The sequence below is a fragment of the Leptolyngbya boryana PCC 6306 genome (assembly GCF_000353285.1).
GTDB classification, from domain to species: Bacteria; Cyanobacteriota; Cyanobacteriia; order Leptolyngbyales; family Leptolyngbyaceae; genus Leptolyngbya; species Leptolyngbya boryana.
Window position 1 is genome coordinate 614,844 of sequence record NZ_KB731324.1, and the last position, 20,160, is coordinate 635,003.

The window sequence follows — 20,160 nt, forward strand, 5'->3', positions numbered from 1 at the left end:
TAACAAGTGAAGAGAATCTATCGAATGTTCCATCGCCGCCGCCAGCTTGAGGTTGATTCGCTCTGGTTGGATTGCTGTTCTTTTGCATGTCGCTCTAAGATTGCTTCGGCTGAATCTTGTAAAGTGCGATCGCGATAGGGCACAGCGGCGCGGGTATTTAAATGCTCTTGCTCCATTTGCGATAGAGGATGCAAGGTTTCGGCTGTCCAAGCCGCGATCGTGCCTTGTGACCATTCATGCGGTAAATGTAATTCACCAAGCGGAATCGTGCCAATTTTTAAGCCTGCTGCGATTAAGGCAGTGCGTACCGATGCCGATCGGGAATAGGTTGCAAGCTTCCCCGTTAGGGCTAAAGCGCGCGCAACGAGTTGGAAAAACTCGATCGTCCACAATTGTGGACATTTTCGGGGAGAAAATGGATCAAAAAAAATCGCGTCTGCTTGAAAATCAGAGAGGTGCTGAATCGTTTGTCTTGCATCTCCAATCAGTAATTTTGCTTTGATATCATCTTGGATACATTCATGGTTATGTGCTAATTGTTTGAGAATTGTTTGTACTTCAGGCGACCAGTATTCGAGTAGCTGGGGATGCGTTGCGCCAATGGGAACGGTTGCATCTCGTTCTAAAGCGTAAACTTCAATGATGCAGTTTGGATTGACTTTGTGAATGACTTCGATCGCTGCTGCTGTGTTGTAGCCTAGTCCGTAGCAGACATCTAAGAGTTTGACGGTGGATTGTTCTGCTGTTTTATGAAGCTCGATCGCATCTGAGAATTTCTGAAATGCTTCTGTTTTTGCACCTTGATAGCTATGAAATGCTTCGCCAAATTCTTCTGAGAAGAAGGTAAATGAGCCATCTTGAGTCAATTGCGGAATCCAGGCATCCATGAGACTTTCAGAAATTGTAGACTAGATTCTAGCATCTGTAAGTGAGAGGTTGAATGGTGTTTAAGGTTGTGACTCGAAATGTCGATCGAGACTTCGATCGCTGGATTGATGCGCTGGACTTTGCCAAGTCGCTGATGCCAGACTGCAAGTGGTTTCAGGATGTGCGGATTTTTGAGAAAGGGAATTTAGTTTGGGTCTATAGTCGATCGCATAAATTTCCGCAGTTTGTGGGAGCAGGAGTCTACGATCGTTTAGCTAAACGATTTTTGATTGAGACTCTAGAATCCGAGAATGCTCTAGAAGCTGCTGAAGATGAGGATGCTTCTACCTAAAATTTATAGGATTTTAGCGTGGGTATAGGTGGCTTTAGACCCTCAAAAATCTGAATTCAATAAAAAAGCCGGATTTGAAACAAACAAATCCAGCTCATCTTAAATTGCACTTACGATTAATTACCGAACATGCGGAGACTGATAATAGATCTTGGAGCCATTATCTGCTACAAAATGACAAGCTAGATAAGACTTAAAGAAGCTTTTCCAAATCGGCTCACTTGACTTGCGGTAGTAACTTCCTAGCAAAGGCTTAATTGCTTCTGTTGCTTCTTGGAGCTTATAGTGCGGCATGTTTGAAAAGATGTGATGAGCTACATGCGTGCCAATGTCATGATGAATTGGGTTAAAGATGCCATAGTCTCTATCGATCGTGGATAAAGCACCTTTCAAGAAGTACCAATCATCACCCCGATACCAAGGAATATCATCTTCAGTGTGATGTAAGAAGGTAACTAAATCTAACCACATCACAAACACTACATATCCACCAAGATAGTACTTCAGCAAAAACAAGAAGCCAAACTGGAATGTTAATGCTGCAAGAAAACCAATCATTGCTAGCCAGCAAATTGTACTGACAATGATGTCATTGCGTTCCGAAGGCTTAAACAAGGGGCTATCCGGCATGAAGTGAGAGCCTTGTTTGCCAGGCGAGCGACGAAACAAGTACAACGGATATGCAATCAACGGCAAGTAGAACCGCATCAGCTTTTCTAGAAATCCCATTTCTGCATACTTCGATTCGGTCACAGGATACCAGCTTTCATCTGTGTCGATGTTGCCTGTATTCGAGTGGTGCGTCCGATGGCTGATTCTCCAACCATGAAATGGGACAAGAATCGGAGAATGCGACAAATGTCCAATGAGATTATTCAACCATTTGTGCTTGGAAAATGACCCATGTCCACAGTCATGTCCAACTACAAATAATGCCCAGAACATTGTGCCCTGAGCAAACCAAAAGATGGGAAAGAATAACCAAGAATCGAGATATGCTGCGATCGCAATCAGCCCTGCAATGATTCCAATGTCGAGGAAAAAGTAGGACAGCGATCGCGCTGTTGAAGGTTCAAAACAATGGTCTGGAATCGCGTCTCTTACGTCTTTTAGAGTGAATGGAAGGTCTTGAGACCGCGTAGCCGGAGTCTTGATTGAGAAAGCATCAGATGGACTGGGGTAAACTTGCACGATTTCTTTTTACGAAACAATAGTAGGTAGCTCGGCTATTTTACAGCCTTGTCGGGGGATATGTAACGGTATGTTTCGCAAATTAAGTGAGATTTCTTCCTCGGTATAGACAGATTTGACGTGAGCAATCCCTGAACAAATTGCCACGAATAAGACTCCACCCAATTACTTGGAACTAGGTGGAGTCAAAATTCAGCGATCGCCAAATTTAACTTTGAACTTAAGTTTGAGGTACTTTCGCCAAAGTCAACGGCACATCAGACTTCACGCCCGGCGCATAAACCTGCGCGACATAGTCTGCAATCATCCGATGCGTGTTGAATGCAGGGCAATTCGTCTTAATCGATGCTTTCATCATCTGCACCCAACCATGTGGAACCCCATTCTCATCCTGCTCGTAGTAGAGCGGAATGATTTGATTTTCCAACAGATCATAGAGTGAGTCAGAATCGATCTTATCTTGGAGAACTTGATCGCTCGTGTGAGCATCTTCTCCGATCGCCCAACCGTTCAAGGCTTTACCATTGGCATCGGTCAAGTAGCCTTCACACCACCAACCATCGAGCACGCTGCAATTTAGACCGCCATTGAAGCAGACCTTTTGACCACTCGTTCCCGAAGCTTCTAACGGACGACGCGGATTGTTAAGCCAAACATCGACACCCTGGACTAATTTCCGAGCGGTGTGCATGTCATAGTCTTCGATGAAAGCAACGCGATCGCGAACATTCTGATGAGTCTTACACCATTCCATGATTCGCTGAATGATTCGCTTACCTTCTTCATCAGCCGGGTGAGCTTTACCCGAGAAAATGATCTGAACAGGCTTCTCATCGTTGCTAAAGATTTGTAGCGCCTTTTCTACATTTCTAAGCAGCAAATCACCCCGCTTGTAAGGGCTGAAGCGCCGCGCAAATCCGATCGTGAGGATCTTCGGATCAAGTAAATGCTGCGTTGCTTCGACTTGGCTCCAATCTTCGCCTCGGTTCTGCCGTGAATTTCTCACTTTCTGGCGCGTATGAGCAACGAGACGCTCTTTGAGGATTTGATGTCTCCACCAAATTTCTTCATCGGGCGCATTGTCGATCTTTGCCCAAGTTTGGGGATCAAGTACTTTCGTTGTCCAATCTTCGCCCAAGTACTGGTTGTACAAGTCTGCCATCATTGCAGAAGTCCAGGTTCCAGCATGAACGCCATTGGTGATGTAGCCGATCGGAACATTGTCTTCGCTCTTTTCTGGGTAAAGCACTGTCCACATTTTGCGGGAAACGTCGCCATGCAATTCGCTGACTCCGTTTGCCGATCGACAAAGCCGCAAGGCTAAAACAGTCATGCCAAACGGTTCCCAAGGATCGCCTAAGCGACGTGCGCCCAAGGCAAGGAATTGTTCACGAGACAGTCCTAATTCTCCCCAGTATTTTGCGAAGAAAGAATCCATCAAGTCGGCGGAGAAGACATCGTGCCCCGCTGGAACGGGCGTGTGCGTTGTGAAAACGCAGCGATCGCGCACGCCTTTCTCAATGTCGTAGAAGGATTTTCCAGTTTTCAGGATTTCCTGACGACAGACTTCTAGTAGACAGAACGCCGCGTGACCTTCATTCAAGTGATAAACCGCAGGCTCGATCCCCACAGTTTTTAACGCCCGAACGCCCCCAATGCCCAGAATAACTTCTTGAGCGATCCGGGTTTCTTGGTTGCCACCGTACAAGTGCCCAGTCAGCCAGCGATCGATGGGATCGTTATCTTCTCGATCGGTATCCATCAAGAACAAGCTGACTCGTCCAACTTGCGCTTTCCAGATTTGCACTTTCACATGGCGATGCCGCACGAGAACTTCAAATACCAAGGGCTGGTCGTTCTCATCTTTCAGCAATTGCAGCGGTAGCCGCTCGAAGGGATTGTTGATGTAGTAATCTTCCTGCCAGCCGCTTTGATTGAGCTTTTGACGGAAGTAGCCTTGACGGTAAAGTAAGCCGACGGCAACCAGCGGAACCCCTAAATCTGAAGCAGATTTCAAGTGATCCCCAGCGAGAATTCCCAGACCACCGGAATAGATTTGGAGCGATTCGTGTAAGCCAAACTCTGCACAGAAATAAGCGATCGGGTTCTGAGCCGTAATTTGTGGAGCGACGCGGCTTGACCAAGTATCACTCGATGCCATGTATTGCGTGAACTGCTCTGACAATTTCTTCAGCCGTGCCATGTAGTTTGGCTCAACCGTCAATTGGGTCAAGCGATCGAAACTCACGGTTTCGAGCAGCACGATTGGGTTATGTCCGCAGCGCTCCCATTCGTCGGGATTGATCGACTGGAACAGCGAAATCATATCTGGAGTCCAGCACCACCAGTAGTTGTATGCGATTTCCGCCAAAGGCTTCAAGGCTTGGGGTAAACGCGCACTCAGTCTGTCAGCCGGATTGACAGTTGAAGTATAAGTCATAGATTTGAAGATCTCTTTGCTTTCTTAGAACGATAGGAATCGAAGTTCTGGGGCGTTTTTGCAGCTTAATCTGGGTTCCCAGAAGCTTCGTATGTGTTCCTGGACAGCGCGAAGTTACGCACTGTGAAACGGCGATCGTGTGTTTTGGATTGTACCCCGTTGAACATCAGACCTGGCTTATCGTTTTGTAGCATTATTTATCGGGATGCAACGACGAATTACAGATTGTCTTCAGGCTCTGGTGCAGATGGCGGCGCTTGACGCTCTAGATACAAATCGATAAAGTCTTCGGCTGCGGTGGTGTTAAGCTCTCGCAAGGCTTTAATCACATGCGTCACAGCTTCGGCAAGGGGATCACTGATCTCGTTGACCCACTGATGAACAGTCGATCGATTGATCCCCATCGTGACCGCCAATCGGTTTTGGCTAATCCCGTAGGTTGAGAGTACTTGTCTTAGTGCCTTTCCTGCTTTTCCCATGTTGCAGATCTTGGCAAAGCCAATCGCGTTCGTAAATGGTTGTAGTAACCAACATGCGTTGATTACATAGTCTCTGATGACGAGATTGATACTACGTTAGGTTTCTGTACTGTTGTGAAGAATTGTTATGAATTAAAGACGGGGCGGGTCATCGAATGGATTTTGATAAATTTGGGGACGAAGTGCGAAATTTTGCCCTCAAAATCGTTAAATTTTATTGAATTCAAATCTTGACCTGTATTGAGAATGAAGATAAGAAGAAAAAAGTAAAGGGCAGTTCAGAAAGCTGCCCTTTGTTGAAGATGAAAGCGAAATCGAAGTTTAATTTAAATCGAAACTTGTGCTGAACTAGGTTCAGCGATCGCTTCAACTTCCTGGGGCACAGGCTGGACTGCGGGCATTTCGCTCTGCATTTCTCGTTCTTGGAAGACTAAGCCTGTCAAATGGACGATCGACAATCCAAGCGCGGCTAGTGAAACGACATAGCTGTGCAGCGTGTACATATGAGCAACCGTCAAACTGCCGACACTGCCACCTGTCAAAATTTCACGCAGAGTTGCGCCAATGAATGGGATCGCTTCAATGGTTCCCAATTCGATTTTCAACCGCCAGAATCCGATCTGATTCCAGTTCAAAATCATGGCTGTCCAACTGAGTCCGATCGCACTTAAGGTAAAAAGAATTCCACTGACCCAAGCTGTCAGCCAACTGCGACGAAATCGCTCTCCCAAAAACATGACGAAAATCTGAATCAGACCGACTACAATCACAAGATTTCCAGACAGATTGTGCAGGGTGTGAACGAGCCAACCAAAAGGAATGGTCTGATCAATGGCTTGTAACGAGTCGTAAGCTGCACCCGCTGCAGGTTGGTAGTAAAACGCAATCAGAATTCCAGAGGTCGCAGCGAGAAGCGTTAACGTTACGATCGACACTGCAAGAATCGTGGATAACCGTCGCAGAATGAAGGCTGGAGTAAGCATGACGGAAATTCGTAATATGTATAGTTCTGTTAACTAAATTGTAACGAAGTCTCTCAGAATCGGAAATGATTCTTAATGTATTTGATAAAAATTCCCCTCCACTGTCCAGAATTCAGTATTTTTCCATCGCAGCAACTCGGTCGGACGCGATAAAATCATTGCCTGAAGCTTTGGGACAGAACATTGCCTACTCTCGGTGTCAACATTGACCATATCGCGACCATTCGCCAAGCCCGCCGTACTGTCGAACCCGATCCCGTCGCAGCGGCAGTTTTAGCAGAACTTGCAGGTGCAGATGGCATTACCGTCCATTTGCGAGAAGATCGCCGTCACATTCAGGATCACGATGTCCGTCTGCTCCGCCAAACCGTGCGAACGCATTTGAATTTAGAAATGGCAGCTACCGATGAAATGGTGGCGATCGCGCTCGATATCAAGCCCGACTACGTGACCCTCGTTCCCGAAAAACGTGAGGAAGTGACGACTGAAGGCGGACTCGATATCGCGGGGCAACTGAACCGGATGACGGATGTTGTGAGTGCCTTACAAAGTTCTGGCATTCCAGTCAGTTTATTTATCGATGCGGAACACGACCAAATTGATGCTGCGGCTGAAACTGGGGCGAAATTTATCGAATTGCATACCGGACAATATGCCGGGTCTTACTCAGAAGAGGGACAGGCGAAGGAATTGGAGATTTTGGCTCAGGGATGTGAAATCGCGATCGCTGCCGGATTGCGGATTAATGCGGGACATGGATTGACCTATTGGAACGTTTACCCGATCGCGCGACTCCCTGGCATGGAAGAATTGAATATTGGACATACGATCATTAGTCGAGCTGTTCTCGTTGGATTTGAACGAGCGGTGAGAGAAATGAAACAAGCAATTCGTGGGCAACTTTAACGCCTGTCCTGACCCTTTTGAACTTAAGAACAGACCATCATGACAACCTACTATTACGTTTTAGCCAGCCAAAAATTCCTGTTACAAGAAGAACCGATCGAAGAAGTTCTCAAAGAACGGTATCGCGACTATGCAGAAAAGAACCGAGAAATTGATTTCTGGGTGATCAAAGAACCCGCGTTTCTTGAAGCACCAGAAATGGCAGAAAACAAAGCAAAATGTCCTCGTCCGGCAGTCGCGATCGTCTCGACCAAGAAACAATTTATTACATGGCTCAAGCTGCGACTAGAATATGTCATCACTGGAGAGTTCCAGCAATCGGAAACCATTCCCGAACCCCTGGCATCTCTTGAACCTGTCCCTTAAACCCGGAAATTTCTATGCCCCAGATGCCCTTTCAAACTGTTTTTAAAGCGATCGCCGGAATGACACTTGTATTGAATGTGATTCCGCCTGCTTCTGCCCAACTTGCAAATTGCCAAGCGCCGCGATCAAATGAGCCTCTTCTTCTGGTTGTGACGCGCACTCCTGAAGCCCAAGCGCGCCTCCGAAGTGTAATTTCTCGGGATGCAGAAGTCTCAGTTTGTAATTACTTTGGCGAAACAGTGACGCGCATCGGGGGCTACCGAGATACGGATACAGCGAATTCTTGGGCAGGTTACCTCAACGAGACGGTGAAACTTCGGACGTTTGTAGCGCTACCCGCAGGTGGGCAAGTTGCCAGTCAGCCAGAAGTTCCAGTCCAAGCGATCGATCTCTCTAGAGAGCCTGTACGGACTGCAACGCTTTCTCCTGAGCCGATTAATCCCAATCCATCGGGTTACAATCCTCGGGCTTTGGAAGACGGATTTGCGGTGATTGTAAATCACTATAATCGCCCTGAAGTTGCTGCTCAAATGCAGCAAGTTTTGAATCGCAATATTGGTCTCGTTTCGTTTGAGCAGCGTCCATTTCTGCTAGCTGTCCACACGCGCGATCGCGGTAGTGCGGATCGCATTATGCAAATTCTCAACGATCGCGGATTTGCCGCCATGCTCGTGAGCGGTCGCCGCTTAACCTTGCTGACTCCAGTCGTACAGACAGATTCTGCGATCGGGGGACGATAAGTAGATCAAGCCGTATTTGCTTACGGCTTTTTGATCGCGGCTAAAACAAACGCGATTGCGGCTTCTGTATGCTTTTCAACCTTCTCAGGACTTAAGCGATCGACATCTGGCGTTAAATGCTGCCAATTTTCTTGCACTGTGAAGTAGAAAATGCAAACGCCTAGAATGTGAGTCAACATCAACATTGGATCATCAACAGGGCGAAAATCACCGGATTCGATGCCTCGTTCTAGAACTTTGATCACGCGTTCAAATATGCCTGACCAGTTTCCTTGCTTGAAATAAAGTCCTTGATTTTGGCTTGCTTCTTGAAACCACAGCATTTGTCGATAAGGATTGCGAAATTCGTTTGCGATCGCGACTCGAATAATAAAAGTAATCGCATCTTCAGGCGATAAATGATCGAGTTCTAACTGTTCTACAAACTGCTGATTTTCTTCCATGGGGCGCTGTAGAACGGCGCGATAAAGTCCTTCTTTATTTTCAAAATAGTAATGAATCATCGCGGTCGTAATCTTGGCTTGTTTTGCGATTGCGCTAATTCTTGCTCCTTTCAATCCATGCCGAGAAAACTCAATTTCTGCTGCATCTAGAATTTGCTTTTGAGTGATTTCTGCATCTCGAAATTGCCGTTTTTGAGATTGTGCCATCCATCACTCCTGCCATGATTCAGGAAATTGTGCTTCTAAATCTTGGCGACCATGCAGAATTCTAACCACTTCAACTAATTCATCCGTAACGATGTAGAGAACGATGTAATCGTTCAGTAAACCGCCTCGTAAAGTGGGCGCGAGATATCCATAGCTTTTCCCGATATTTGGAAAGCTAACAATATTGCGACATTTTCGCTCAAATTCGTCTACGAATTTCTCACCAGCGTCAATGCTACGTTCAAGGAAATAATCCAAAATGCGGTTAAGGTCTCGACTCGCAGCAGGAGCAATCTGATAGCGGCGAGTCATTCTCTTGTACCACGAGCTTTAGCGATTTTGTCTCTCAGTTGCGCGATCACAACTTCGCCATCAACGCCTTCGCCTCTGTGCAATTCTGCGAGTCCAACTTGGACATCTTCACGTGCATCTTTAAGCCATCGATCATACTGTTCTCTCTTCTCTAACAGCTTAAATGCAGCATCAACTACCTCATCGGCATTCTTATACTGTCCAGATTCAACTCTCGCTTGAATAAATTCTTGCTGTTCAGAGTTCAATGCCATGGCCATCATCTCGACTTACACTTTCTCATCATGATACAGCGATCATTAGTTGACTTTTCTAGACCGGATTTCTAAACTAACTAAAAAATTAATTAATTAAAATCTCATGAACATGCTGCAAGGATCGCCTTGGTTGCTGGTTCATCGATCGATGCTGAAGTCAAATCAGCCGAAAAAGGTATCGCTGTACGGTCGGGATTATGTCCTCTGGCAAGACTACAAAGGCGAAATTCATGCCTTGTCCAATGCTTGCCCAACATGGGTGCAATGCTGTCTGAAGGCTGGTGCGTGGCGAAATCTGATGGCAGTAGTACGATTGCTTGTCCTTTGCATGCACTGGAATTTGATCAGACTGGCTCAACGGTGCTACTAGGTTCTAATAAAGCAACGAAATCATTGTTAAAACCGCTGGAATTGATCATTCAGGGAGATTTGATTTGGTCTTATGGCGGAGTGGAGCCGAAAATGCCAATTCCAAATGTCTTGAATGAGTTTGCAGCAAAGTATGAATTTGCTGGAGTTGCAGGAGAGTGCAGTGTCAAAACAGATTTGCTCAGCATGTTGTTAAACATGCACGATTACAACCATCAAAATGGAACGCATCGACCTTTATTTGAGATTGAACGGATTGACTTTAAGCGGTTCATTGATCAACGCTTGCATTCTCATTCGTACTATGACATGCCAAGAGCTCAACCCAAGTGGCAAGACCTTCTCAAAAATCCTGCGTTACTCGAAATGCCAAAAGTCATTCGGGCACATTTAGAAAACTACTTTCCAGCGATCGTGATCTTTCATGGTGAAGCACCCATCGGAACCATTAAACAGTGTCATATCTTTGTGCCTGAATTTGAGACGCACACACGAACTTATGTCTTAGCTTATGGCAGATTCAAAAATCCTGTGTTTCGATTGTTGAAAAACAATGTTCTGAAATTCGCTGCAACCGTTGTCGAACAAGATGCAGATATTTTGGGCAAACTCTACGCTGACAGTCCGCAACATATCAAACTCAACAATGAAGTTGGTATGGACTGGGTAAGACGCAATTTTGCCAACTTTTCAGAGATGACAAATTCCAGATCTTAGCTGCTAAAACGGAAATGGAACGATCAATTTTGCATGGTTCCCGGATCAAAAGTCGATCTCTCAGCCCTAAGTCTAAGATCTGAAAATCTTTACAAAACTTTACAATTAATTTGATTTTCCCCACGCTCTCCACAGACAATCCACAAGTTTTCAAGTTCTTTTCCACACTTTTTCCACACCAAACTGAAAGTTTTCCACAGGAGATCGAGCTAAGATCGGCATTTTTCGGCGAACTGTGGATAAGTCATCGAATCCGGCGAACTGGGCTGAAAATCGCTCAATTTTGTGAAGCCATGTAACGAAAAAATGGCTGAAACACCGATTCTGCCGTTCAGTAACTTTGATCTAACCGACGAGCTTAACTTTTCTTGATGTTGATCTTCTTGCAGCGATCGCGCAGAATGTAGCGACTAACCGAAGAGCGCACAGCCGCACCGAAACACACGATTTCCACAACGCACATTTGAGAGGGGAAATCAAGCAGGGGGTCGGACTGGCGTAAGTTTCTGATGCAAATTTTCAGAAAAACGGATAGTTTCTTCACTCGTTTCACTTCTTGAGGTTTGATATGGATAGCAACATTAGTCTTTTCGTTGAAATTCCTGAAGCTCTGCATCAATCGTTTCAAACCTTTCTTGATACCCGTCCTGACTGGGATCAAGATCGGGTGATGTCGGCGGCATTGTCATTGTTCTTGTTGCAAAACCGTCCTGCAAACGAGCGTCAGAACGATCGACAAACCGCACGGATCTATCTCGATTCGATTTTCAAGCGTCCGGTTGAGCAACTCTAGTTCAATCTTTCAGTTTCGTGTTTTCAGCTTTTAACCTTGTTTGCCTTAGCCATGCCTTATCAGATTTCTGCCACAAAACTTCAGGCATATAGTCGCTGTCCTTATGCGTACTATTTGCGGTACGAGCGACGACTGACGAGTAACGATTTTTTCGGTTCAGCCGCATTGGGAACAGCGTTGCATCAAGCCTTAGCAATGGTTCATCGGGATTGGCACTACCACGATTCAGTCCCGGATCAAGCATGGGTGCTACGCTGTTGGGATGAAGCCTCCGAAGGCCTAACGACCAATCAGTTTGAAGATGGTCGATCGATGTTGGAGAACTACTATGAGACGTTCATCCAAAATCAGCCTTCGTTGCGTAAACCATTAGCGGTTGAAGGACGAATTCAAGCTTTTCTGCAAGTAGAAAGTCTCGAGTTTTGCATTACGGGACGCTACGATCGCATTGACTATCTCGACGATGGTTTAGAGCTAATCGATTACAAGTCCAGCCGGGAGTTGAAAGTGCCGGAATCTGATGAAATGGATTTGCAGATCGGATTGTATTACCTGGCGTTGGAGCAGACCTACCACCAAAATCTGAAGTACTTAAGCTTATTGTTTCTGAGATCGGCTGAGAAGGTTCGCTTTAAGGCAACTGATCGCCACAAGAAGCAAGTACAGGCTGTGATTTCAGATTTAGCTGTGCGCCTGCGTCAAGACCAGACGTGGGAACCAACACCCGGTAAACAATGCGATCGCTGTGCGTATTCTCGCTATTGTTCAGCTGTGAATCTTGATCCGGCTCCGTTGCCGACGACAGCTAGCGCATCTCCCGAATTGCAGCTAGCTCTCGGTCTGTAAGTTATTCCCTGTTGATGGTAGTTAGTACGATGAATCGCTTTATTACTTACGCTAGGAAGGCTACTAGCGCACCGCTTCTCATTTCAATTTATCGAGATGATTGGACTTACAGTGGGTACCGCGCGATCGCTTGGGCAAATGTTCGAGTTGTTCGGGCTGCTAAGGCGACCCGTCAAGTTACGCAGGATAAGATTACTGATCGTCCGAGAATTCGGAAGTTTAGTTAGAGCTATCAGGTGGCTGTTATTCAATGCCTCTACTGGTGTACATAGCAAATTTGCTAGGGTGCTCAGTGAGCAACAGCATCGATTTGTAGCTCGTATTGAACTGGGGTTGTACTTGTTGGTGCAACAATCAATTCATAGATTCCCGATCGCTGAATCTTTCCACTCCAGGTCGATTGGTTAGAGTTTTTAATGAGCGATGCTTCTGCTGAGAACATCCAAATTGCGATTTGACCCGCAGGTGCTTTTAGGCTTAGCTCAATAGTCTGCCCTTGTTTGAATTGCGATCGGTAAACTTTACCTACTCCCTGTTTGAGTGTTCCACTCATTTGAGATGAGATCAGTTCAGATTTAGCTTGCTTTGTCTGATCGAATGCGATCGCATACCAAACTTGTCCGAAAGTTCTTGGATTGAGCATCTTACCTTGCTGGTCAGGGAAAAGTGCGACAAACTGCGCATCGGTGAGTGTTTCAATAGCGCGATTGCTAAGGTTAACACTTCGCTTAGATTGCCAAGCATCATAGTTTACTCTCTTGTAAGTTCCCATCCCTCTACGAGCTTCTTTGCTGAGTAGCTCTAGTTGCTTGAGGAGTGCTTCTGAAGATTGAGAAGTTTCTTCGCTCAGTTGAGAAAGCAACTGCTGTGAAACGTTCAAGCGTTTAGAACGTTGCGCCACTGTTTCAGGTGGTGTTGAGTCGGCTTTTATTGCGATCGGAGGTGTGACGAGTTCAGGCTGTAAATTAGATAAGTGATTGATCAAGCGATATGCAGAAATTGCTGCTAGCCCGATCAACACAAAAGTAAAAACAATTGAAGCAATATCTTTCTGATCAGGTGTAAACAATGCTTGCATCACTTTTGCAGCAGAAGAATAGCGTTGATGATCAGACAACATTCGATCGAGAACTTTTACAATGCGCGGATCAACCGATTCCCAATCCTGCCATTCCCATTGTCCTGTCGCTTCATTATAGAGATCTTTGGGTTCGCATCCGGTTAAGAGCACGATTGCGATTACTGCTAAGTAGTAAAGATCCTGATCAAATGTTTCCGCAAAATGAGCTTGTGTAAATTCTGTCAAAATCAGCGAACCATCTTCACGCTGAATGATTGAATTGAGTGAAATACTACAGTGAGCAATTTTCAGACGGTACAGCGATCGCAAAATCGACAAGACTTGTTTCAAAAAACGCATCACTTCCGTTTCAGAAAAGATGCGCTGCTGTTCTAATAATTCTCGATACGAGCGTCCTTCAATATAATTTCGGATTAAATAGGCTCGATCAAAATCGACGATCGCATCTTGATATTGCGCCACATGCCGCAGGTTTAATTTGGTCAGAATCTCCTGAAGCTCATTCAAATCTGTCGTCGTTTCTTCTAAAACATAAAGCTTATTCGTCGTTTGATCGATCGCCAAATACACCCAGCCTACTGTTCCTAGGTAAAGCAACTTGAGAATGGAATAGCGATCGACTAAAACAGATTCAATAGACAATGGTGTTCGCATCGCAAATCATCTTGTCCAGGATTGAAGCCTAGACAAATATCAGTATTTATGTACTAAGCTAACACGGCTTTTTAAAAAAGTGATTATAAAAAAATCATGAAGCGGATCTGTTATTAAATAAAAACGCTGAGGCACTCTACAAATAAGGAAGTTACGTAACGATCTCAATGCCCTCGTGAGCGTGAATTGCTGTCCGAATACGATGACGAGATATTAGCGTAAGTTCTGTAACTTACATATCAGGTGGTCTTCTTACATGCGTCCTATTTCTTTGTCTGACTCCCGCCCCAAGATCAGCACGATGCCACGTCCCCAGACTGAAGCAACGGCTTATCTCAATCTGTACAAACTATCGATCGAGAAAAAGCGTCTCCAGTGTGAACTGGATTCGATTGAACAACGTCGTCATCGTATTCAAAAGCGCCTGTCTTTCCTCGAAAGCCAAGTTGCTGAGATGCAGCAATCCGCTCAAGTGTCTACTCCCAAGTTGGTCTCTGTTGAGAAAAATTCTGCTCCCGATTCAGCTTTGAACATGCTGTTTCTTGAGTACTAAGGTTTGAAGTCTGAGATTTGCTGCTGCGCGATCGAATGGAAGATTCGATCGCGTTTTTTGCGTCACTATTCTAAATTTGAGACTCATTTCTATCGCGTTGACATAAGATCACTTCCAATTTTCTACTCTTTAAGTCGGACGCATCTTGATGAAGAGCTGAAAATAATTATTCAAAATTGGTAAAGAAACGACCGAACCTAAATAAGACTCAGTGAAGAAGAACAGAACTTACGTAAGTATCACTTCCTGCGTGTAATAAATTACTGATGTTCCACTTATCGTAAATCCTCGCTGCTGCTCATCGACTGATTCCTCAGTGATAACACGTATTTTGCGAGCGATTTTACAAACTGCTCAGAACTCAGACATTGACAAGTTCAACCTGCTTTTATTTGCCGTTTCTGCTTAGCCCGCTCATGTCTGATCGGGTGAGACAGCGCAAGTTGACCCCTATCCGGAAAATGCGATGTTTACAGCGAAAGCTAGTCAAACCTACCCAGCTTCTTCAATTTCAATCTCTCCCTCTGCCCACACTAAAAATCATTCCGTTGATCAACCTAGAGTTTCCCATGTCGAAGCAACTTACGCGCTCTCTTCAATTCAGCAGGGTATGTTGTTTCATCACCGATACGAACCGAATTCTGGCGTAGATATTGAACAAGTGGTTTGCAGGCTACAAGAGAATCTGGAGGTTGATCGCTTCGCCCGAGCATGGCAGCAACTAATCGATCGACATCCCATTCTCAGAACTCGCTTCGGTTGGAACGCACAAAATGAGCCGATCCAGCAAGTCCTAGCAGTCGATGAAATCACGATCCAGTACCACGATTGGCGATCAAACACAGCAGATCAGCAAATTCGGAAATTCAAAGCATTTCTACGCTGCGATCGCCAAAATGGATTTGATTTCTCTGGGTCATTAATGCGATTTGTGCTTTTCCAAACCGCCCCTGATGTGTATCAGTTCGTTTGGACATTCCATCACATTCTGTTAGATGGGAGATCGATCACGCAGATTCTGCAAGAAGTCTTTGCTCTGTACGATAATCCAGCACAACCGCTTCCTGCACGTCGCTCTTATCAAGATTACATTGAGCAGCTTCATCAGCAAGACTGGTCGCATTCCAAATCGTATTGGCAAGACTTGCTCAAGGGATTCACAACTCCGACTCCTTTACTGCATGCTCCATCACTGCATCAAACACAGACCCAATCTGGGCATGGAACTGCTCGATTAAACTGCTCGATCTCATTGACAGCACAACTGAAATCATTCGCTCAGCAACATCACATCACGCCAAATACTCTAGTTCAAGCTGCTTGGGCATTACTCTTACATCGCTATAGCAATGAAACATCTATTGTTTTTGGAGTAACAAGAGCTTGTCGCCGATCTTTACTTCCCGATGGCGACTCGATCATTGGATTAATGATGAATACGCTGCCTGTGCGCGTAGAGATTACAGACGAAACAACGGTTTTACCTTGGCTACAAGCACTGCGATCGCAACATCTTGCTGTCCGTCCTCATGAAAATACACCTTTGTCTCTGGTGCAGGATTGGAGTGATGTCCCCCGTGGAACAGGATTGTTTGAAAGTATTGTCGTCTTTGAACATGAGAACTTCAACGATCGCCTGAAACAAGATAAACACCGCTCCTTTAAGCTGATTGAACAACCTTCATTTCCATTAGTCTTAATTGCAAGTTTAGGAACAGCTTTAGAGTTACAGATTTCTTACGATCGAGCAAGATTTACCCCTGAGACGATCAAACGCATGTTAGATCATCTTCAGGTGCTCTTGCATGGAATGATTGCCAATCCGCAGCAATCCTTGTCCGACCTGCCGCTAATTACGGCTGCTGAACGCCATCAACTGTTGTTTGATTGGAATGCAACGGCTGCAGACTATCAAGCGCAGCAATGCTTACATCAACTTTTCGAGGCACAGGTTGAAAAAACACCCAATGCGATCGCAACAGTCTTCCGACAACAATCGCTAACTTATGCTGAGCTGAATCAGCAAGCAAATCAGATTGCTCACTATCTACGATCGCTAGGAGTCGGGGCTGGACAGTTTGTCGCAGTCTTTCTCGATCGCGGCTTGGAAATGATTCCTACGCTGCTTGGTATTCTCAAAGCTGGAGCTGCTTATATTCCATTAGAAACAAGTTTCCCACCTGCTCGAATCGAATGGATTCTGGAATCGCTGGCTGTTCAAGTTGTCATCACTCAAGTGCGCTACGTTGCAATACTTGAGTCATTGTATTTGCGGAATTTACAGCATCTTGTTTGTTTAGATGTGAACTATCCAGTTTTTTCAGATGTCAAAGTTTCCACACAAGCAGACATTCAACAATCCTCGATCGAGAATTTGCCGCTGCATTGTACTTCTGAAGATACAGCCTATGTAATTTTTACTTCTGGTTCAACTGGGACGCCAAAAGGTGTTGTGGTCAAGCATCAGCCTGTGATCAATTTGATCGAATGGGTGAATCGCACCTTTAATGTAAATCATCAAGATCGAGTTTTATTCATTACTTCCCTCTGCTTTGATCTCTCGGTCTATGACATCTTTGGATTGCTTGCAGCAGGCGGCTCGATTCAAATTGCTTCGAGTGATGATGTGCGCGATCCTCAAGTATTGATCAATCTTCTCAAAACAGAGCCAATTACGTTTTGGGATTCTGCTCCGCCAGCATTACAGCAGCTTTCATCGTTTTTCCCCTCCCTGCTCGATGGTCCCTCTTCACTGCGGCTTGTGTTTATGAGTGGAGATTGGATTCCAGTGACGCTCCCAACTGCATTGCAAACGACATTTCCAGGTGTTGAAGTCGTGTCATTGGGCGGTGCAACAGAAGCAACAGTTTGGTCGAACTACTATCGCATCGATCGCGTTGAACCGCACTGGAAAAGTATTCCTTATGGGAAACCGATTCAGAATGCTCAGTACTATGTTTTAGATGCCAAGTTAAACCCTTGCCCAATTGGCGTGACAGGTGAACTGTACATTGCAGGAGATTGCTTGGCAGTTGGCTACACTGATCCGGTTAAAACCGAAGAACGCTTTCTGCCAAACCCATTTGTGCCCGGTACAAAAATCTATCGAACTGGAGATCTCGCCCGTTTCTTTGAAGATGGCAATATCGAATTTTTGGGACGCATTGATCATCAAGTCAAAGTACGAGGCTATCGAATTGAGCTAGGTGAGATTGAAGGTGTGCTTTCACAACATCGATCGATTACCGATGCGATCGTCATGGCACGAGAAGATCAACCTGGAGACAAACGTCTCGTCGCGTATATTGTGGCTCAAGCCAAACTTGATGCAAATGACGTTCGACAACATCTGCGCGAGAAGCTGCCAGAGTACATGGTTCCGTCTGCGATCGTATTTTTAGATGCAATTCCTTTGACTCAAAATGGGAAGGTCGATCGACGAGCTTTGCCCATGCCGGAAGCCGTTCGGGTTGAGCGTAATGATGTCATTGAACTCACTCAGAATCCACTGGAACGGCAGTTAATGTTCATGTGGGAAAAAGCATTGGACATTCAACCGATCGCGACCACGGACAATTTCTTTGATTTAGGGGGCAACTCTATTACGGCGGTGAAGCTGATCAACCAGATGGAAAAAGCATTTGGGCGACAGTTTTCTGTTGCTGCATTATTTCAAGCGCCTACGATCGCCCAATTTGCCGAAATTATCCGAGATGGACAAGAAATCGATCCCTGGGCAATTATCGAAATCAATCCGTTGAATGGGAAAAAACCACCGCTCTTCTGGTGTCAGAACTATGGCGATTTACTTCCGCATCTTGATCCGGAGCAGCCATTTTTTGCGCTGGAATCTGGCTATCAGCAAGTCACAAGCCCAGAGACTCATATTAAAGATTGGGCGGCAGGTTATGTCGATCGCATTCGGGATATTCAGCCTGAAGGACCGTATTTTATTGGAGGCTATTGTTTTGGGGGCTATGTTGCCTTAGAGATTGCTCAAATGTTGCGATCGCAGGGTCAAGAGGTTGCACTCTTGATTTTAGTAGAAACCTTTGGACCGGGTGTCCCTCAATATCAGCACCAAAAACTTACGGCACGCAATGTAGTTCTTTACACAACTAGTATTCGCCGTCGCATTCTCGGAGCCTTCGATCGACATTGGCACGCGATCGAAGATCAAAAAATCGCTCAGAAAACCGGGGGTCGAGTAGTGAAAGTCAATTTACCCCCTGCTAAACCCATTCAACGTGCTGTTCAAAGTTATGAGATACAGCCTTACTCTGGGCGGGTTGTGATGTTTGAGGCAGCATTGAGTTCGCTCAAGTCGAGATTAGCTCCAAGAGCCTTCTGGGACAATATTTTCAAGGGGGACTTCTCGATCGAGCGGGTCAGCGGAACGCACCACACTGTGGTGTATCACAACAATGGGCGCGATCTGATGCAGCGGATTCAAGCCTACCTGGAGCAATATCGCCTCAAGTGAAGTCCGATCCGCCGATGGGGAATCTTGCAGACTCGTTAAAATCCGTCCACTGACCAGTGCGGCGGATCGTACTCTAATTTGTACACCCCAAACGTTGCCCCAACCTCCCAGAGTGTGGCATTCTGACTTGCATCTCCGGTTCCTGGAACAGTCACCATTTGTCCATTCCCATTTTGCATTCGTAGTGGGGGCTTCCAAGTGACGATCCAATCGATCGCTAAAGCCTGAGTATGTCGAGACTGGAGTGCGGCTGGATTGCCTCCAATGCCAAATGCGTTCACCATGTCTCGTGCCGCTTGGTAAGATGCCGCATCCGTGTAATGCACCCAATCAATATCAACTCCCACCATCGGCGGCACATCCCACGGAGCAAAGTCTCGATTGTTCAATTGCACCGCATAGTGCATCATGTAAGCCCGCTGAGGGGGTCGGTAGGTATTCGTAACTTCGATCTCTGCTCCTGCATCTTTCAGCGCTTTTTCAAATGCGCGCACTCTTTGACGGAATGGAGATGCCAAATCATCGATCGACTGACTCGCGGGAAAAAATCGTACCCATTGCGCCCCGCTTAGCCTCGCTCTCTGCCGTCGAGCATACTCTGTCAGAATTGCTAGCCCCGGCGCATAATCGCTACCTAGCTTCTGTTTTGTTGCGGCTGAAAGCGTAGCATCTAATCGAGGTCGAAAATTCACATCCAAAATTTTGTAGGCTTCGGTCATGCCTTTCGTACTACCTAGCCCAAAATTTCCATCTAAGGTTAAAGCTGGATTGAGCCGCCCAATGACATTAAGGCTCCGCTGTAAATCCCGCACTTCTGCTGCACCGTAGTTCAAATAACTCAGCAACATGGCTGCGCTTAGATCGGCGACGCGATAGATAAATCCTTGACTCAGCGCTTTGGTATAGGTCGCATTGCCCACAATTCCATCGGCGATTAAACCGTTCTTTTGCTGGTAATCTTTTGTAACTCGATCGCTCACACTACCGAAGCCATTATCGACAGCCCCGATCGGGAAATTTTGATCTTGTAAAAATCGCTGCCATGCACCAACGGCTGCCCCAGTCGAGCCACGCTGAATCACGGGTAATCTTAAAGCATTGATATTAAATGCCATACTCTC

At 45.8% G+C, this 20,160-nt stretch carries 21 protein-coding genes; 11 read left to right on the forward strand and 10 right to left on the reverse strand.

The window, feature by feature from the left end; translation table 11 throughout:
• Positions 1 to 17 precede the first annotated feature (17 nt).
• Positions 18 to 887, reverse strand: a complete 870-nt coding sequence (locus LEPBO_RS0102915) for a tRNA (5-methylaminomethyl-2-thiouridine)(34)-methyltransferase MnmD (protein WP_017286035.1) — start codon at positions 885 to 887, stop codon at positions 18 to 20.
• Between the two features lie 53 nt (positions 888 to 940).
• Between LEPBO_RS0102915 and LEPBO_RS0102920 the strand changes: the two genes are divergently transcribed.
• Complete coding sequence (locus LEPBO_RS0102920; RefSeq protein ID WP_017286036.1) at positions 941 to 1,219, forward strand: hypothetical protein; 279 nt, start codon at positions 941 to 943, stop codon at positions 1,217 to 1,219.
• 120 nt (positions 1,220 to 1,339) lie between these two features.
• Here LEPBO_RS0102920 and LEPBO_RS0102925 read toward each other — a convergent pair whose 3' ends face one another.
• The 4 genes from LEPBO_RS0102925 to LEPBO_RS0102940 form a co-directional block, all read right to left on the reverse strand.
• Entirely contained in the window at positions 1,340 to 2,410 is a 1,071-nt protein-coding gene (locus tag LEPBO_RS0102925) for a fatty acid desaturase (protein WP_017286037.1), read from the reverse strand.
• A 220-nt stretch (positions 2,411 to 2,630) separates the two neighbouring features.
• Positions 2,631 to 4,850: an alpha-glucan family phosphorylase gene (glgP, locus tag LEPBO_RS0102930; protein WP_017286038.1), complete on the reverse strand. Its 2,220-nt coding sequence runs from the start codon at positions 4,848 to 4,850 to the stop codon at positions 2,631 to 2,633.
• A gap of 218 nt (positions 4,851 to 5,068) precedes the next feature.
• Entirely contained in the window at positions 5,069 to 5,329 is a 261-nt protein-coding gene (locus tag LEPBO_RS0102935) for a helix-turn-helix domain-containing protein (RefSeq protein ID WP_017286039.1), read from the reverse strand.
• Between the two features lie 326 nt (positions 5,330 to 5,655).
• Positions 5,656 to 6,312 carry a cytochrome b N-terminal domain-containing protein gene (locus tag LEPBO_RS0102940; RefSeq protein ID WP_017286040.1) on the reverse strand — a complete coding sequence of 219 codons (657 nt, stop codon included), beginning with the start codon at positions 6,310 to 6,312 and terminating at the stop codon, positions 5,656 to 5,658.
• Positions 6,313 to 6,495: 183 nt separating this feature from the next.
• On the opposite strand from LEPBO_RS0102940, the gene LEPBO_RS0102945 reads away from it, so the two are divergent.
• The 3 genes from LEPBO_RS0102945 to LEPBO_RS0102955 are packed head-to-tail and all read left to right on the forward strand — an operon-like array spanning position 6,496 to position 8,324.
• Positions 6,496 to 7,218, forward strand: a complete 723-nt coding sequence (locus LEPBO_RS0102945; protein ID WP_017286041.1) for a pyridoxine 5'-phosphate synthase — start codon at positions 6,496 to 6,498, stop codon at positions 7,216 to 7,218.
• A gap of 39 nt (positions 7,219 to 7,257) precedes the next feature.
• Positions 7,258 to 7,584: an MgPME-cyclase complex family protein gene (locus LEPBO_RS0102950; RefSeq protein WP_017286042.1), complete on the forward strand. Its 327-nt coding sequence runs from the start codon at positions 7,258 to 7,260 to the stop codon at positions 7,582 to 7,584.
• Positions 7,585 to 7,598: 14 nt separating this feature from the next.
• Positions 7,599 to 8,324 carry a hypothetical protein gene (locus LEPBO_RS0102955; RefSeq protein WP_017286043.1) on the forward strand — a complete coding sequence of 242 codons (726 nt, stop codon included), beginning with the start codon at positions 7,599 to 7,601 and terminating at the stop codon, positions 8,322 to 8,324.
• Between the two features lie 20 nt (positions 8,325 to 8,344).
• On the opposite strand, the gene LEPBO_RS0102960 is transcribed toward LEPBO_RS0102955, so the two are convergent.
• The 3 genes from LEPBO_RS0102960 to LEPBO_RS0102970 are packed head-to-tail and all read right to left on the reverse strand — an operon-like array spanning position 8,345 to position 9,540.
• Positions 8,345 to 8,974 carry a TetR/AcrR family transcriptional regulator gene (locus LEPBO_RS0102960; RefSeq protein WP_017286044.1) on the reverse strand — a complete coding sequence of 210 codons (630 nt, stop codon included), beginning with the start codon at positions 8,972 to 8,974 and terminating at the stop codon, positions 8,345 to 8,347.
• 3 nt (positions 8,975 to 8,977) lie between these two features.
• On the reverse strand, positions 8,978 to 9,286 hold the full coding sequence (locus LEPBO_RS0102965) for a type II toxin-antitoxin system RelE/ParE family toxin (protein WP_017286045.1): 309 nt from the start codon (positions 9,284 to 9,286) through the stop codon (positions 8,978 to 8,980).
• On the reverse strand, positions 9,283 to 9,540 hold the full coding sequence (locus LEPBO_RS0102970) for a ribbon-helix-helix domain-containing protein (RefSeq protein WP_017286046.1): 258 nt from the start codon (positions 9,538 to 9,540) through the stop codon (positions 9,283 to 9,285). Before LEPBO_RS0102970 ends, LEPBO_RS0102965 begins: the two co-directional genes overlap by 4 nt.
• A 151-nt stretch (positions 9,541 to 9,691) precedes the next feature.
• Here LEPBO_RS0102970 and LEPBO_RS45235 point away from each other — a divergent pair, with 151 nt between their 5' ends.
• The 5 genes from LEPBO_RS45235 (at position 9,692) to LEPBO_RS0102990 (ending at position 12,495) form a co-directional block, all read left to right on the forward strand.
• Positions 9,692 to 9,913, forward strand: a complete 222-nt coding sequence (locus tag LEPBO_RS45235; protein WP_394374101.1) for a Rieske 2Fe-2S domain-containing protein — start codon at positions 9,692 to 9,694, stop codon at positions 9,911 to 9,913.
• Positions 9,808 to 10,629: a Rieske (2Fe-2S) protein gene (locus LEPBO_RS35955; RefSeq protein WP_394374098.1), complete on the forward strand. Its 822-nt coding sequence runs from the start codon at positions 9,808 to 9,810 to the stop codon at positions 10,627 to 10,629. The genes LEPBO_RS45235 and LEPBO_RS35955 overlap by 106 nt, the downstream gene beginning before the upstream one ends.
• A gap of 568 nt (positions 10,630 to 11,197) precedes the next feature.
• Complete coding sequence (locus LEPBO_RS0102980) at positions 11,198 to 11,422, forward strand: DUF2811 domain-containing protein (protein ID WP_017286048.1); 225 nt, start codon at positions 11,198 to 11,200, stop codon at positions 11,420 to 11,422.
• Positions 11,423 to 11,473: 51 nt separating this feature from the next.
• The gene (locus LEPBO_RS0102985) at positions 11,474 to 12,268 is read left to right on the forward strand and encodes a RecB family exonuclease (protein WP_026148383.1); all 795 of its coding nucleotides are present in this window, start codon (positions 11,474 to 11,476) and stop codon (positions 12,266 to 12,268) included.
• Between the two features lie 29 nt (positions 12,269 to 12,297).
• Entirely contained in the window at positions 12,298 to 12,495 is a 198-nt protein-coding gene (locus tag LEPBO_RS0102990) for a hypothetical protein (protein ID WP_144056130.1), read from the forward strand.
• A 62-nt stretch (positions 12,496 to 12,557) separates the two neighbouring features.
• Here the strand turns inward: LEPBO_RS0102990 and LEPBO_RS0102995 are convergent, their stop codons facing one another.
• Positions 12,558 to 14,003: a serine/threonine protein kinase gene (locus tag LEPBO_RS0102995; RefSeq protein ID WP_017286050.1), complete on the reverse strand. Its 1,446-nt coding sequence runs from the start codon at positions 14,001 to 14,003 to the stop codon at positions 12,558 to 12,560.
• A 301-nt stretch (positions 14,004 to 14,304) separates the two neighbouring features.
• Between LEPBO_RS0102995 and LEPBO_RS0103000 the strand changes: the two genes are divergently transcribed.
• Positions 14,305 to 14,556, forward strand: a complete 252-nt coding sequence (locus tag LEPBO_RS0103000; RefSeq protein WP_017286051.1) for a hypothetical protein — start codon at positions 14,305 to 14,307, stop codon at positions 14,554 to 14,556.
• Positions 14,557 to 15,022: 466 nt separating this feature from the next.
• A complete protein-coding gene (locus LEPBO_RS35960; RefSeq protein WP_017286052.1) occupies positions 15,023 to 19,039 on the forward strand; it encodes a non-ribosomal peptide synthetase in 4,017 nt (1,338 codons plus the stop codon).
• Positions 19,040 to 19,074: 35 nt separating this feature from the next.
• On the opposite strand, the gene LEPBO_RS0103010 is transcribed toward LEPBO_RS35960, so the two are convergent.
• Entirely contained in the window at positions 19,075 to 20,154 is a 1,080-nt protein-coding gene (locus LEPBO_RS0103010) for a peptidoglycan-binding domain-containing protein (RefSeq protein ID WP_017286053.1), read from the reverse strand.
• Positions 20,155 to 20,160: the final 6 nt, after the last annotated feature.

Coding starts and splice junctions, on each gene's coding strand:
- LEPBO_RS0102915 (WP_017286035.1), bottom strand. CDS start 887: ATGGATGCCTGGATTCCGCAATTGACTCAAGATGGCTCATTTACCTTC.
- LEPBO_RS0102970 (WP_017286046.1), bottom strand. CDS start 9,540: ATGGCATTGAACTCTGAACAGCAAGAATTTATTCAAGCGAGAGTTGAA.
- LEPBO_RS0102935 (WP_017286039.1), bottom strand. CDS start 5,329: ATGGGAAAAGCAGGAAAGGCACTAAGACAAGTACTCTCAACCTACGGG.
- LEPBO_RS0103000 (WP_017286051.1), top strand. CDS start 14,305: ATGCCACGTCCCCAGACTGAAGCAACGGCTTATCTCAATCTGTACAAA.
- glgP (WP_017286038.1), bottom strand. CDS start 4,850: ATGACTTATACTTCAACTGTCAATCCGGCTGACAGACTGAGTGCGCGT.
- LEPBO_RS0102940 (WP_017286040.1), bottom strand. CDS start 6,312: ATGCTTACTCCAGCCTTCATTCTGCGACGGTTATCCACGATTCTTGCA.
- LEPBO_RS35960 (WP_017286052.1), top strand. CDS start 15,023: ATGTTTACAGCGAAAGCTAGTCAAACCTACCCAGCTTCTTCAATTTCA.
- LEPBO_RS0102995 (WP_017286050.1), bottom strand. CDS start 14,003: ATGCGAACACCATTGTCTATTGAATCTGTTTTAGTCGATCGCTATTCC.
- LEPBO_RS0102965 (WP_017286045.1), bottom strand. CDS start 9,286: ATGACTCGCCGCTATCAGATTGCTCCTGCTGCGAGTCGAGACCTTAAC.
- LEPBO_RS0102920 (WP_017286036.1), top strand. CDS start 941: ATGGTGTTTAAGGTTGTGACTCGAAATGTCGATCGAGACTTCGATCGC.
- LEPBO_RS0103010 (WP_017286053.1), bottom strand. CDS start 20,154: ATGGCATTTAATATCAATGCTTTAAGATTACCCGTGATTCAGCGTGGC.
- LEPBO_RS0102990 (WP_144056130.1), top strand. CDS start 12,298: ATGAATCGCTTTATTACTTACGCTAGGAAGGCTACTAGCGCACCGCTT.
- LEPBO_RS0102960 (WP_017286044.1), bottom strand. CDS start 8,974: ATGGCACAATCTCAAAAACGGCAATTTCGAGATGCAGAAATCACTCAA.
- LEPBO_RS0102955 (WP_017286043.1), top strand. CDS start 7,599: ATGCCCCAGATGCCCTTTCAAACTGTTTTTAAAGCGATCGCCGGAATG.
- LEPBO_RS35955 (WP_394374098.1), top strand. CDS start 9,808: ATGCTGTCTGAAGGCTGGTGCGTGGCGAAATCTGATGGCAGTAGTACG.
- LEPBO_RS45235 (WP_394374101.1), top strand. CDS start 9,692: ATGCTGAAGTCAAATCAGCCGAAAAAGGTATCGCTGTACGGTCGGGAT.
- LEPBO_RS0102950 (WP_017286042.1), top strand. CDS start 7,258: ATGACAACCTACTATTACGTTTTAGCCAGCCAAAAATTCCTGTTACAA.
- LEPBO_RS0102980 (WP_017286048.1), top strand. CDS start 11,198: ATGGATAGCAACATTAGTCTTTTCGTTGAAATTCCTGAAGCTCTGCAT.
- LEPBO_RS0102985 (WP_026148383.1), top strand. CDS start 11,474: ATGCCTTATCAGATTTCTGCCACAAAACTTCAGGCATATAGTCGCTGT.